Genomic DNA, 13078 nt, shown 5'->3' on the forward strand with positions numbered 1-13078 from the left:
TGAGTTGCTCTTTTAACGGTTTTAGCGCTTTACTGCACTGAAATGGAGATTTTTGCTTATTTTTGTAAACCTTAGGTACTACTAAATCAGTAATGACGTATTTATGAATAAATTGTTATAAAACTACATTTGCAGATTACAGTAAGTAAGGATGTGAATCTGTGTCACAAAATTGCGTAAATTTACGTATCTAACTTACGAATTTGCAGCGGAATGTGACGCCAATATCGGAATCTGCGTTAACAAATCTCTACCCTAAATTTATCTAAAAATTTTTCATGGTTGATATTTGTGATGGCAGATTTTTCAAACCAAATTGTAACGATCAAAAAAGGCCTCGACTTGCCGATTGTTGGTGAGCCGCGACAGGTCATTGAACTCGGTGCTAAGCCATCCCAAGTGGCTGTTCTGGGAGAAGAGTTCGTTGGGCTTAAGCCGACGATGTTGGTCGAAGAGGGTGATTTTGTTCAAAAGGGCCAAGCCCTATTTGAAGACAAAAAAACGCCTGGAGTCTTGTTCACTGCACCTGCTAGTGGCCAAGTCGTAGCAATTAACCGCGGCGAGCGTCGAATTCTACAATCAGTCGTCATTCGTTGTGATGACGGTGAAAACCGCGATGGGCAGATTTCCTTCGATATCCATCAAGACATCGCCGCTTTAGCAAGGTCAACCGTTCAGGCGCAATTAGTGAAAAGCGGTCTATGGACTGCACTGCGTACTCGGCCTTTCTCGCGCGTGCCTGCGCTCGATAGCACGCCAGCAGGTATTTTCGTCACCGCTATCGATACTAATCCACTGGCCGCTGATCCGCGTTTGATCATCGCCGAGCAAACCGAAGCTTTTAAAGCTGGCTTGCTGGTGTTGAGCCGTTTAACCGAAGGCAAGGTTTACCTGTGCCAGGATAAGGGCGAAGCGATTGTTAAAGAAGCATTACCACAACTTGAGGTGCGCCGTTTTGATGGTGTTCATCCTGCGGGTTTAGTGGGCACTCATATTCACTTTACCTTGCCAGTGAGTTTAGAACGTCAGGTATGGCATATCGGTTATCAAGATGTGATTGCCTACGGCAAGTTATTCCAAACCGGTGAGTTGTATACCGACCGCATCGTCGCCTTAGGTGGCCCGAGCGTGCTGAACCCGCGTTTACTGCGCACTCAATTGGGCGCTGAGCTAAGTACCTTAGTGAGTGATGAAATCAAACCTGGCCATAACCGCGTGGTATCGGGATCTGTGTTATCTGGCCATACCGCGGCGGGCGTACATGACTTTTTAGGCCGATTCCACAACCAAGTGTCAGTGTTGAGCGAAGATTCGCAGCACCATGTTCTCCCTTGGGTGCGCGGTGGTTCTGACAAATTCTCCATCACTCGTGCCGTAACATCACGTCTGTTTGGTGCGACTAAATTGTTCGAGTTTACGACTCATCAGGGCGGTTCTGCTCGCGCCATGATGGCTTTTGGTCAGTTAGATCGCGTGATGCCACTGGATATTTTACCCACCTTACTCGTTCGAGACTTAGTGGTGCGTGATACCGACGAGGCGCAGGCCTTAGGTGCATTGGAGTTAGATGAAGAAGATCTGGCGCTGTGTACCTTCGTATGTCCCGGCAAATATGACTTTGGTAAAGAATTACGTGCCTGTCTAGATGTTATTGAGAGGGAAGGTTAATGACCAAACAAGTGAAAAAACCTGATTTACAGGACGCCTCTGATTTGCAACAAGAGTACTACGCAACGGGTAAGTCGATGAAGGGCTTTTTGCGCTCACTCGTCATTGCCAATGGTCGTAGCACTAAGGGCCAAGTGCATGTGCGTGACGCGATTGACGTGAAACGTACCATGACGCTAGTCGGTTTGTGTTTACTGCCCGCCATTTTATTCGGTCTATATAACATTGGCCTACAGGCACAGCTTGCGCTCGCGGGCGGATTATCGACGCCAGATATTTGGAAGTTAGAAATCTTTAATACCCTGTTTGGCAGCCTTAGCCAAGACACTGGGATATTAGGTTTATTCCTCTATGGTCTTAGTTTTTATCTGCCGATTTACCTGACAGCACTGCTCACCAGTTTGTTCTGGGAAGTGGTGTTTGCGCGGGTTCGTGGTCAAGAGTTGCACGAAGGTTTCTTCGTGACGGCCCTGCTGTTTACCTTAATCTTGCCAGTATCAACACCGTTGTGGCTGGTGGCCATGGGGATTTCCTTTGGTGTGGTCGTGGCTAAAGAGCTATTTGGTGGCATGGGATATAACTTCCTTAACCCTGCGCTGGCGGGCTTGGCTTTTATCTACTTCGCCTATCCATCTGAAGTTTCAACCATTAAACAGCTCGTTGCCGTTGATGGTTTCTCTGGTGCAACAGCGCTGGCACAAACCGCAGCGGGCAAGTTGAGTTTTGCCGATTACTCTTGGTTTAGCGCCTTTAGCGATCCTAACTGGTGGAACAACTTTTTTGGCTTTACCGTGGGCGCGATTGGCGAAACCAGCACCTTAGCGATTTTGATCGGCGGTTCATTATTGCTGATCAGCCGCTTAGCGGATTGGCGCATTGTGCTAGGTGTGTTGCTGGGCATGATAGCGACAGCAACGCTGTGTAATTACATCGGTTCTAGCAGCAATCAAATGATGGCAATGCCGTGGACTTGGCATCTTGTCACTGGCGGTTTTGCGCTAGCAATGATGTTTATGGCCACCGATCCTGTAACCACTTCGTACACTCGCCAAGGCAAGTTTGCCTACGGTGCTTTGATTGGTTTTATGACTGTGCTTATCCGTGTCGCTAACCCCAAAATGCCTGAGGGCGTGATGTTAGCCATTCTGTTCGCCAACCTTTGGGCGCCGCTGTTCGATTATCTGGTGGCCCGCGCCAACATCAAACGGAGATTAAAACGTCATGGTATTTAAGAAAGATACTGTGGTGGGGACCATGATCTTCACCATCACGCTCTGCCTCCTGTGCTCTTTTATGATCACAGGCACTGCAGGCATATTGAAAGAACGTAAAGTTGCCAAAAAACGTGACGAAGTACAGCGCTATGTGTTGATGGCCGCCGATGTGAACTTAGGTCAGGGCAATGAGTTTAGAGAGATTTTCGCTAAATCCGTTAAGCCATTATTGATCAACTTAGACACAGGTAAGGTGGACTCAGACGCTAACGTCCTCGATTTCGATGAGCGTATGGCGGCAATTAATCCTGAGACTTCAAGTGCGCCGAAAAAAGATATCGCCAAGATTAAAACCCGTGCGAACGATGCCCGCGTGTTTAAAGTGCTCGATGCCAACGGCAAGTTAGACAGCGTGGTTGTGCCTTTCTATGGCAAAGGTCTGTGGTCGATGATCTACGGTTATGTGGCGGTTGAACCCGATTTCAACACCATTAAAGGGCTAGTTGTGTACGAACACGGTGAAACCCCTGGTATCGGCGATTTTTTAACTGATCCTAAGTGGGTGTCACTATGGAAGGGTAAGCAATTGTTTGATGAAAAAGGCAAGTTTTCGATACGTCTTGTGAAAGGCGGCGCTAAAGAAGGCGATATTCACGGTGTTGATGCGGTGAGTGGCGCGACCATGACGGGCCGCGGCGTGCAGCGCGCAATGGAGTTTTGGTTTGGCGTTGAAGGTTTTCAAACCTTCTTCAATCAGCTGAAAGCGACGGCCACGCAGGGTGAATTGCAAGGTGAGTTGGGAGAGGCAAAATGAGCAACACTTTATCCATGCGTGACATGTTAACGGGGCCAGTGTTTGCCAATAACCCCGTCGCGATGCAAGTGCTGGGCGTATGTTCGGCACTGGCGGTCAGTAACTCAATGCAAACCGCTGTGGTGATGACACTGGCAGTGACCTTTGTGTTGGTGTTTTCTAACCTGATTATCTCTGCCATCCGTAACTTTATCCCGACCAGTGTGCGGATTATCGCGCAGATGACGGTTATCGCCTCCTTAGTGATTATCGTCGACATGGTTCTGCAGGATGTAGCCTATGAGTTATCTAAGCAACTTTCTGTATTCGTTGGGTTAATTATCACTAACTGTATCATCATGGGCCGTGCAGAAGCCTTTGCCATGAAGTATCCACCGCATTTAGCGGTCGTCGATGCGCTTGGTAATGCGACAGGTTATGGCTTGATTTTGATCAGCGTCGCCTTTGTACGCGAGCTGTTAGGGACGGGGAATTTATTCGGTCACCCTGTGTTTACCACCATCGAGAATGGTGGCTGGTACTTGCCAAACGAGATGTTCAAGTTACCACCGAGCGCCTTCTTCCTGATTGGTGTGTTGATCTGGACTATCAATGTGATCCAGCGGAAACGGGGTTAAGGAGCAGATATGGAACACTATATAAATCTATTTTTGCAGGCCACTTTTATCGACAACATGGCGCTGTCGTTCTTCTTGGGCATGTGTACTTTCTTGGCCGTGTCTAAAAAGGTGTCAACCGCCTTTGGTCTAGGTGTCGCTGTGATTGTGGTGATGACCTTAGCCGTGCCGTTAAACCAGCTGATTTACGTCAAAGTGCTCGCACCTGGCGCACTGTCTTGGGCGGGATTACCCGGTATCGATTTAAGTTACCTGCAACTGATCACTTTCATTGGTGTGATTGCGGCGTTAGTGCAAATCCTTGAAATGTTTTTGGATAAGTACATTCCTAGCCTGTATGACTCCCTTGGGATCTTCTTACCTTTGCTCACAGTGAACTGCGCGATTTTTGCCGGGGTGATCTTTATGGCGAACCGTGATTACAACTTCGGTGAGTCAGTGGTGTTTGCGATGGGCTCGGGTCTTGGTTGGGCGGTGGCGATTGTACTGCTGGCGGGACTGCGCGAAAGAATGAAATTCAACGCGATTCCCGAAGGCTTACAAGGTATTGGTATCACCTTTATTACTACAGGCTTGATGGCGCTGGGCTTTATGTCTTTCTCAGGGATCTCGCTGTAAAGCTACAGTAGGCGAGCCAAGAATTGAGAAAGTGAAACCAGATTCTTTTTAGAAAAGAGCTAGAAAAGGGTAATACGATGGAAATGGCAATTGGCATAGGCATGTTCACGCTAGTGGTCTGTCTATTGGTGATAGTGATTCTAATCGCCAAAAAGAAATTAGTGGCTACGGGTGAAGTGACAATCAGCATCAACGAAGATGCCGAAAAAAGCATTCAAGTTGCCGCGGGTGATAAGTTACTCGGCGCTTTGGCGAGTCAGAGTATTTTTATTCCGTCGGCCTGTGGTGGCGGCGGAACCTGTGGTCAGTGCCGAGTGAAAATCAAATCGGGCGGCGGTGACATTCTGCCGACTGAAATGGGCCATATCACCAAGAAAGAGGCTAAAGAAGGTTGTCGTCTCGCCTGCCAAGTCTCAGTGAAAACCGATATGGAACTTGAACTCGACGAAGAAATCTTTGGGGTGAAGAAGTGGCAATGTCAGGTGATCTCTAATGATAACAAGGCGACTTTTATCAAGGAGTTATTGCTTGAGTTACCCGAAGGTGAAGATGTTCGCTTTAAAGCAGGGGGTTATATTCAAATTGAAGCGCCAGCCCATGTGGTGAAATACGCTGACTTTGATATTCCTGAAAAATACCGTGGCGATTGGGACAAATACGGTCTGTTTGACATTGTCTCTACCGTTAATGAAGAAGTGTTGCGCGCTTACTCTATGGCCAACTATCCCGATGAAAAGGGCCGCATTATGCTGAACGTGCGGATTGCGACGCCGCCATCGGCCAATGTGCCAGCGGGCAAGATGTCATCTTACATCTTCAACCTGAAAGCGGGCGATACAGTGACGATTTCTGGGCCATTCGGTGAGTTCTTTGTGAAGGAAACCGATGCAGAAATGGTGTTTATCGGTGGCGGTGCGGGCATGGCACCTATGCGTTCACACATTTTCGATCAGCTTAAGAGTAAGAAAACCACACGTAAAATGAGCTTTTGGTACGGTGCTCGTTCGACCCGTGAAGTGTTTTATCAAGCGGATTTCGATGCTCTAGCGGCAGAGAATGACAACTTCGTTTGGCATGTGGCGTTATCTGAGCCATTGCCTGAAGATAATTGGACTGGCTACACTGGCTTTATTCATAATGTGATTTATGAGAATTATCTTAAAAATCATAAGGCACCAGAAGACTGCGAGTACTACATGTGTGGTCCTCCAATCATGAACTCTTCAGTGATTAAGATGCTTGAAAGCCTAGGCGTTGAGCCAGAAAACATCCTACTCGATGACTTTGGTGATTAGGTTGTAAGTGAGTAATAAAAAATCGCGTTAGGCCCAGCTTAACGCGATTTTTGTTTATAGGGCTTTTTATCATTTCGCAGTTTTTAGCTTTCGCATTTTGATGCTATTTAGCTCCTCACCTAGCTAAAGGATTTGCCGCCGTGGCGGGTTAAATAGCTCACCATGCGCTCACTCTTAGCGGTATAGCATCCCATGCGAAACTCACCCTGCCAGTAAGCAATATCGAGCGGATGATACCCCTGCGAGTTTGGATGATTCACATTGGCCCCGCATCCACCAATAATTTGAGCAGTTCAAAAGACTGCAACTCACAGGCATGCAAGAGTGCCGTCATCCCGCCATTGTCCACGCCTTCAAGATTAGCGTCATTTGCAATAATGCGCTTAACAGCAAGCGTATCTTTGGCTTTAACCGCATCGATGAGTTCTGTGCTCATTTGATCGCTATTTAACCTCATCCAAAGGATTTAATTTAAGTGGATTTAGCCTAGGTTTCTTTAACTTGTGGGCGAAACTCCGTAAGCTGAGTAGCATATACCTAAATGCTTATGTCTAGAGGTATAACTTATCATGGATGTAATAGTTGTGGGATTAGGAGGCTTGTTTGAAAAAGTTAGCAGTAGTATCACTTATCTGTTTCTCCCTCAGCGCATGCTCTTCACTCAATGAAGTTAAATTGGACTCTCAGTCGATATCCAGCTACATAGGTGAAAAGGTCAAAGTCACCACAATCTCTGGCGAACAAATGGAATTTCAAGTCGAAAGTGCAACGGAACAGCATATCGAGGGAGAAGGGCAACTAGTCAAAATTGAAGATATACAGACGTTGGAAGTTGAGGCGTTTAGCCCACTAAAATCGATATCACTTTCTGCAGGCTTATATATGTTAGGTGCGATAATTATTACTATTGTCGTTTTATAGCCATTTTGAATGTGTATTAGCTGCAACTTGAGATATTCAGTCTACAAACTGGGGCAGACTGCCACTTGGTTTATACTGCTCGGATTAGCTTCGTCGCCCTAGGCATCACTTTGTTGTGTCATTTTTATATGGAATATTTCCTTTATAATTCAATTGTAAAGATTAAATTGTATTATCCATAAAAAGCACTTGTGATAAGCTTGCTTTTTCTAGCAGGCAGCATTATTTGTTAATTACGTTAAGGATAACCCATGCGTTTGAGTGTTATCAGTACCCTGTTGACTGGTTTTTTATTATTCCCAAGTGCCAATAGTTTTGGTTTGTTATTAGAAACAGGTGCTGAACAAGAGCAAATCGGGCAAGGCAGTAACTCTATTGCCGTTGAAAGCCAAACCGCATCTTCAGTATCGAAGGTGGCGGAGATTAAGACCTTAATCCAAGCCGCGATAAAGGATTCGCCGCAGCCATTTAGTGGCAGTGTTATCCTGCTTGAGGAGGGCAAGCCGCAGCTTGAACTGCAAAAGGGTGAAGGTATTAGTCAAGATTCGCGCTTTGTGATGGCATCGCTCTCTAAGCAGATTACTGCAACCTTGATATTGCAGGCGGTCGATTCGGGGAAACTCGAGGTAAACCGTTCGCTTAATCATTATCTTTTTGGTGATGCTGAAGGGAATAATAAGGCGCTAAAAGGCACTGTGGCGGGGGCAAATCTAAGTGTGGATGCACTTAATTCCAGTCGATATGACGAGCGGATTACGCTGCACCAACTGCTAACGCATACATCGGGTGTCGATAAACTGGGTAAGGCCAATCGATTCGAGCCGGGTAGCCAATTTGAATACTCCAACTTTGGTTATTCACTGCTTGGGCAAGTGCTTGAGAAGGTCAATCACCAATCCTTTGCCGAGCAAGTGGCGCAGTTTGCAACGCGATACCAGCTTAATGGCCTGAGTGCTGAGCTTGGCAGTATTGAGGCGATTCACGCCAAAGTGCCTTCACTCACCGTAGGTTTACAGGAAAGCGAGGTGATTGCCCCTGCTGACTTAGTGCTTGATGAAGCTTTGTTGCCCGCAGGGGGATTAATTGCTTCAGCGCCAGCTTATGCCGCCTTTCAGCATCTATTACATTCTGGCAAGTTGATGAGTGCAAAGAGTTATCAACGGATGACAACGGCGTATACCGAGATCCAATTCTTATGGCCGAATATGCGCTATGGCTATGGGGTGAGGATCAATAAGGACGATGGTCTCATCGAATACAGTCATACGGGCTATTTATCTGGCTATATGTCGATGACACTGCATTATCCTGAATTCAATTTGGATCTGGTGATGCTGGAAAATCTATCGCTAAATCTTAATGATCGCGCTCGAGTATTTGAACTGCATAATCAGATACGTCAAATCATTCGTAGCCAGTTACTGCTTGCTAAAGCGTCTAATGTTAAGCCTTAAGTCTCTCCATTATGTTGGCTAATAGGCGGCTAAGTCAGATGGTGTGAGTCTCGAAAGCATAAAGCCCCAAAGTTAGGGCTTTATGCTTGGTACTCGTTGGCAGTTAAGGTGCTAATCGTTACCAAAAGCGCTTTCTAAGTGCGGTCTCGATATCAATCTCAACCCTAAAGTACTGCAAAATCGTCCAAACTGAATCGACTAAAGCTTCGGTAAGCGCTGGATAATCATCCTCGATAATTCCGTTAATTTCTTCGACGGTTTCATCGATATATTCTTGAACACCTTCCTCAAATTCGGCCTTTGTCGCTTGATTGCGGAAAAAGCTAAAGTTGTCGAGCTTTTCAATCAATTGATCAATAAGGACTCTTACCGAATTGAGTTGCTCAACTGTGATCGTCGGATCGGTGGCGATCAGTTTAAAAAAACTCTGCACTTTGGTTTTGAGATCGAATAGCGTTGGGATTTGATCTCGATTTGCCGCCGCATTACTCACCTCTAATTTGGTTTGCTTGACGGGGGCAGGTGTCACATTCACCTCAGATGCTTGCGGATTGGCCGTCATAGGATCGGCATTGCTCGAAGCTGTTGCTGGTATTGCGCGATTGTGGGCTATGGTTGTGGGGGCTGGCGATATCTCGCGCCCCAGTGTTTGTAGCAGGCGGCGCTGGAAATAGCTTTGCGGCAGGGCTTTGCTAAGTGCTTGCTCAAGCTGAGTTTCACTGTAGGAGGCTATCTGCAGCAGCGCTTCGAAAATCTCTTTATATTCTTGCTCAATAGCCGCTATTAGCGGGCTATTGCCGAAGCTATTGGTCACGGTTAAGTCGGCGCCATATTGCTGCAAAAGTCTTAAGATCCGCACCGCCGTTGATTCAAAGCGGGGGAACTCGATTGAACTGCCGCCTATCACAGCGCAAAGGGCTGGGGTGGTGTCTTCGGCATTGATGGCATTGGGGTTGGCGCCATGTTCGAGTAGCACCTCAACGCAGGACTGCGCGCCGTAGTAACTGGCACACATCAATGGCGTAAATTGCTCATCTACTGAGAACTCTTCAATTTTAGCTCCGTGTCGTAGTAACAGTTCTACGGTATTGCGCCGCATGGGGCCAGAGATTTGATCCCACCAGTAGGTCGAAATCGCCTTGTGTAGAATGGGCGAGTTATCGTGGCCGCAATGGGTAAAAATATCCCCGCCTTGGTGAATGAGCCATTCAAGTAGTTGGCTTCGACAGGAGATAGCCGCTGCGGACACATAGTTAGTGTTGTAGATATTGGTGAGGCTTAAATCCAGCCCTTTGGTGAGCAGATATTCCATCACTTGGATAAGTGTTGCTTGATCTTCTTTACCTGAACCACGCTGGCATAGGGTGAGTAAGGTCGGTTCATCCACCGCACCAAATTTTTTATTGATATCCATACCATATTGCAGGAACAGATCGAGGAACTCGGGCAGAAAGGTTTTGTTTTCGACCATGGGATAAATCAGTAGTCGTAAGTTCGACCAGACTAACATCTCATAGGCTTTACCCGTATTCACAAATTCGGCATTAGGATTAGCGCCATATTTGAGCAAGAGTTCAAGGGCTTGATAGATGTAATTCCGTTTGTTTACATCGGTAAATTTAGCAAGATCAAGATATTGGTTGAGCAAGGGGGAATGGTCGGCATCAGGCGGTGTCATCCTATAGATGCGATTGATATCGACCGTGGCCTTAATCAGTTTTTCGATAATCCTAAGGTCAAATTCTGAGGTCAATGCCGCATAGACCAAACTTTTAGCGTGGGAGTCGGCCTTGAGCTGCGGATAATGGTCTAACAGGTATTCAGTGTAGTCTTGCGCTTTGGCGTAAACGCACAGTTCTAATAGATTAGCATCATCCCAGAAGCTGCTATCGTTGGCCATAATATAGCGTGACTTTTTAAATGCAGGGAAGCGTTTAACTAAGGGAGAAAATGTTTCTACTCCCCAAAATTCGCTCGAAGAAATAATGTTTTCAATTAGGCTTAATTTGCCAATGTCTAATGGGATATCTTTATTAATGATATGCAGGAACAGATCTTTATTGCGTTCATCATATAATATTTCTAGTGGGTGATTTAATTCACCATTGGTCCAAAAACTCACCGGTTTATTGATATCTAAGTTAGCTGCAAGTAGAAGATCGATCATGTCTCTACGTTGATAGTCTTGATAGATATATTGCGGATTAGGATGAAATAGATAGTTGAGCCAGCAATTGTTATATTGATTTTGAAAGTAAAGATTGGCACTAGAGTCTAGGTATAGGGTAACGAGTTCTGAGTTGTTATATTCAATAGCCGAATGCAAGGCACTGAAACCATTAAATTCGATTTTAGCGCCTTTGCTGAGCAAGTATTTTATAAGCACTAAATCGGACTGAGGACTGCAAGATAGTGGAACTAATATATTGCAGGGTGAAACATTGAGATCAATAAAGTTGAGATCTCCACTATCGGCAAGAAATTGATCAACTTTCTTTATTTTAACCGAGGTCGAAAGCGTGTTATCTAGGCATATTTCCCGAAGTGTGAGTTTCTTATCACTAAAAATCCAACTGAGCATAATGTTCCCTATTTAATGCCGTTAACAAAATGGTATCAAACACCTTTCAATTTATTAAAAATTGAGTGAGGTAAAATTGCCATATTTTAATGCATTTAAGTTAAGAAAAACTATGCCCTAAGACTGATAATTAAAATGATCCTGTCTGAATAACATTTTTTGATACAAATTGATAATGCCAAACAAGTTGCATGATGACATGTTTGGCATTGTTACTTTGATTGGAATTCTGCTTCATATCCTATTGATTAAGATCTAGCAGCATCGGCATTTCGCAGGCGTCGTGGCCTGTGTTCCCTAGGGGAGCCGACAGATGTACAAAGCCTAATTTCTCATAGAGTTTTACGGCTTCATTTAGTACAGCGGTGGTTTCTAAATAGCAGCTTTGATAACCCGTTTCGCGGGCGAAATCGAGTGCCATTAACGCTACGCGTTTTGCGAGTCCTTTGCCGCGAATTTCTGGCATAAAGTACATTTTTTGCAGTTCGCAGACGCCATCATTGTTAGCTAAAGGCGCAATACCGGCGCCGCCTAAAATGCGGCCCTCTAATTCAATAATCCAATAGTTGGCGCCCGCTTGGGAGTAAATCTGGCTTAGGCAATCTAAGGTCGGGTCCGCCACACTATAGCCTTTATCCGCGGTTAAGCCGTATTCGGCCGAAACATCGCGGATGACTTTGGCAATTGCGGCATCATCTTGGGCTGTGGCTTGGCGAATGTGACAACCACTTTGCTGCTTGGCGTTATGTACGGCTTGGTTATATAACACGAGGGCCTCTTCGATTTGTGAAGTTTGCAATGGAGTCAGTTGGGCTAAGATCCCTTGGAATAATTGATTCTGCTGAGTATCCAATTTAACGAGTAATTTCTTACCCGCAGGTGTCAGTTGCACAACTAAGCAGCGACTGTCCCGTGGGTGCACCTGACTCTGGGCAAGATGTTTATCGATCAAATGCTTGATAGCGCGGCTCGCATTGGACTTATCTATGCTGAGTTTGCAGGCAAGCTCTTTGATGGTCAGGGGCTGCTTGCCTATCTCAAACAGGGCATGGGCTTGCACGGGCGAAAGGGGTAAATCCCCAAAGGCGGCGTTGAGCATGCCTAAATTTCTCACCAGATAGCGAGACAAATGCCTGAGTTGGGCGGATGAGCCTGACTCAGTCGTTTGCTTAGTTTGAGTCACAGGCTTCGCGGGATCTTGAGCCAATGGTGCGTCTGTTTGAGCCATAGTCGAATAGGTTTGGTTGCATGTCACAACTAAGTTAGCGGGCTTTAATTCCTCTTGCAACATATTACTAACAATCTACTGTGTAAATATCAGGATTCAATAATGGTGCCATGGCGAGAATAATCGCTTGGGTGTAATTACTTTCACGGGTCGCATGGCCGTGGGTGAGTAAACCTATGGCACCGCCTTTTTGCTTAATATTGATTGTATTGAACAACCTATCCATGACATCCCCGAGTTCTTCCCCCGCTTCTAATGCCCGATAAACTTGCATTGGTAAAGGTAAAATCGCACTGCGGCCAATGGCAAGCTGGTCTTTATGGCCAATCGCGATATAGGCGAATGTGGCAGGGCAAAAGTCGAAACAATCGACACCGCCTTCCATCGCAAAATAGTAGTCGGCTTTAGTCTCTTGCGGGTCCTGCTGTTGACAATAGCGCACCCGATTGATCGCCCCTTGGCGAGTATCGAGATCTGTCATTGGCTGCGCCGCAACACCAGAAGGGGCATCCATACCGCTGGCTTCTATGATGCTCTCAGGGAACAGTTGTGCCATGGCGTTAGTTGCCGCGTTGATTTTTACCGGGTTTTTAGAACCCACTTTTATCTTAATAATGTTTTGTTGCATATAAGTTATTTATTTTGGATTTTAATGTGGACGCTCGTTT

The 13078-nt window shown here is 46.0% G+C and carries 13 protein-coding genes; 8 read left to right on the forward strand and 5 right to left on the reverse strand.

Going from position 1 to position 13078, the window contains the following annotated elements:
• Positions 1 to 294 precede the first annotated feature (294 nt).
• The 6 genes from KFE26_RS04225 to nqrF all read left to right on the forward strand — a co-directional run bounded on the left by KFE26_RS04225 (position 295) and on the right by nqrF (position 6226).
• Positions 295 to 1668 (forward strand): Na(+)-translocating NADH-quinone reductase subunit A, encoded by a 1374-nt coding sequence (locus tag KFE26_RS04225; RefSeq protein WP_212599748.1) that lies wholly within the window; start codon positions 295 to 297, stop codon positions 1666 to 1668.
• Positions 1668 to 2900: an NADH:ubiquinone reductase (Na(+)-transporting) subunit B gene (locus KFE26_RS04230; protein WP_028759366.1), complete on the forward strand. Its 1233-nt coding sequence runs from the start codon at positions 1668 to 1670 to the stop codon at positions 2898 to 2900. The genes KFE26_RS04225 and KFE26_RS04230 overlap by 1 nt, the downstream gene beginning before the upstream one ends.
• On the forward strand, positions 2890 to 3696 hold the full coding sequence (locus tag KFE26_RS04235; protein ID WP_105250117.1) for a Na(+)-translocating NADH-quinone reductase subunit C: 807 nt from the start codon (positions 2890 to 2892) through the stop codon (positions 3694 to 3696). The genes KFE26_RS04230 and KFE26_RS04235 overlap by 11 nt, the downstream gene beginning before the upstream one ends.
• Positions 3693 to 4313: an NADH:ubiquinone reductase (Na(+)-transporting) subunit D gene (locus KFE26_RS04240; RefSeq protein ID WP_028761892.1), complete on the forward strand. Its 621-nt coding sequence runs from the start codon at positions 3693 to 3695 to the stop codon at positions 4311 to 4313. The genes KFE26_RS04235 and KFE26_RS04240 overlap by 4 nt, the downstream gene beginning before the upstream one ends.
• 9 nt (positions 4314 to 4322) lie before the next feature.
• Positions 4323 to 4931, forward strand: coding sequence for an NADH:ubiquinone reductase (Na(+)-transporting) subunit E (nqrE, locus tag KFE26_RS04245; protein WP_105250116.1), 609 nt, complete (start codon positions 4323 to 4325; stop codon positions 4929 to 4931).
• A gap of 77 nt (positions 4932 to 5008) precedes the next feature.
• Positions 5009 to 6226, forward strand: a complete 1218-nt coding sequence (nqrF, locus tag KFE26_RS04250; RefSeq protein ID WP_105250115.1) for an NADH:ubiquinone reductase (Na(+)-transporting) subunit F — start codon at positions 5009 to 5011, stop codon at positions 6224 to 6226.
• 119 nt (positions 6227 to 6345) lie between these two features.
• On the opposite strand, the gene KFE26_RS23965 is transcribed toward nqrF, so the two are convergent.
• Positions 6346 to 6486: a hypothetical protein gene (locus tag KFE26_RS23965; RefSeq protein ID WP_249195582.1), complete on the reverse strand. Its 141-nt coding sequence runs from the start codon at positions 6484 to 6486 to the stop codon at positions 6346 to 6348.
• Complete coding sequence (locus KFE26_RS23970) at positions 6483 to 6662, reverse strand: ankyrin repeat domain-containing protein (protein ID WP_249195583.1); 180 nt, start codon at positions 6660 to 6662, stop codon at positions 6483 to 6485. The genes KFE26_RS23965 and KFE26_RS23970 overlap by 4 nt, the downstream gene beginning before the upstream one ends.
• Positions 6663 to 6829: 167 nt before the next feature.
• Between KFE26_RS23970 and KFE26_RS04260 the strand changes: the two genes are divergently transcribed.
• The gene (locus tag KFE26_RS04260) at positions 6830 to 7147 is read left to right on the forward strand and encodes a hypothetical protein (protein ID WP_212599749.1); all 318 of its coding nucleotides are present in this window, start codon (positions 6830 to 6832) and stop codon (positions 7145 to 7147) included.
• Positions 7148 to 7398: 251 nt separating this feature from the next.
• Entirely contained in the window at positions 7399 to 8601 is a 1203-nt protein-coding gene (locus tag KFE26_RS04265; RefSeq protein ID WP_212599750.1) for a serine hydrolase, read from the forward strand.
• Positions 8602 to 8719: 118 nt separating this feature from the next.
• Here KFE26_RS04265 and KFE26_RS04270 read toward each other — a convergent pair whose 3' ends face one another.
• The 3 genes from KFE26_RS04270 to yjjX form a co-directional block, all read right to left on the reverse strand.
• Positions 8720 to 11182, reverse strand: a complete 2463-nt coding sequence (locus tag KFE26_RS04270; protein ID WP_212599751.1) for an ankyrin repeat domain-containing protein — start codon at positions 11180 to 11182, stop codon at positions 8720 to 8722.
• A gap of 241 nt (positions 11183 to 11423) precedes the next feature.
• A complete protein-coding gene (locus KFE26_RS04275) occupies positions 11424 to 12473 on the reverse strand; it encodes a bifunctional helix-turn-helix transcriptional regulator/GNAT family N-acetyltransferase (RefSeq protein ID WP_212599752.1) in 1050 nt (349 codons plus the stop codon).
• 4 nt (positions 12474 to 12477) lie between these two features.
• On the reverse strand, positions 12478 to 13038 hold the full coding sequence (gene yjjX, locus KFE26_RS04280) for an inosine/xanthosine triphosphatase (protein WP_173246621.1): 561 nt from the start codon (positions 13036 to 13038) through the stop codon (positions 12478 to 12480).
• Between the last annotated feature and the right edge of the window lie 40 nt (positions 13039 to 13078).

This window comes from Shewanella sp. M16, assembly GCF_018224605.1.
Taxonomy (GTDB): Bacteria; Pseudomonadota; Gammaproteobacteria; order Enterobacterales; family Shewanellaceae; genus Shewanella; species Shewanella oncorhynchi.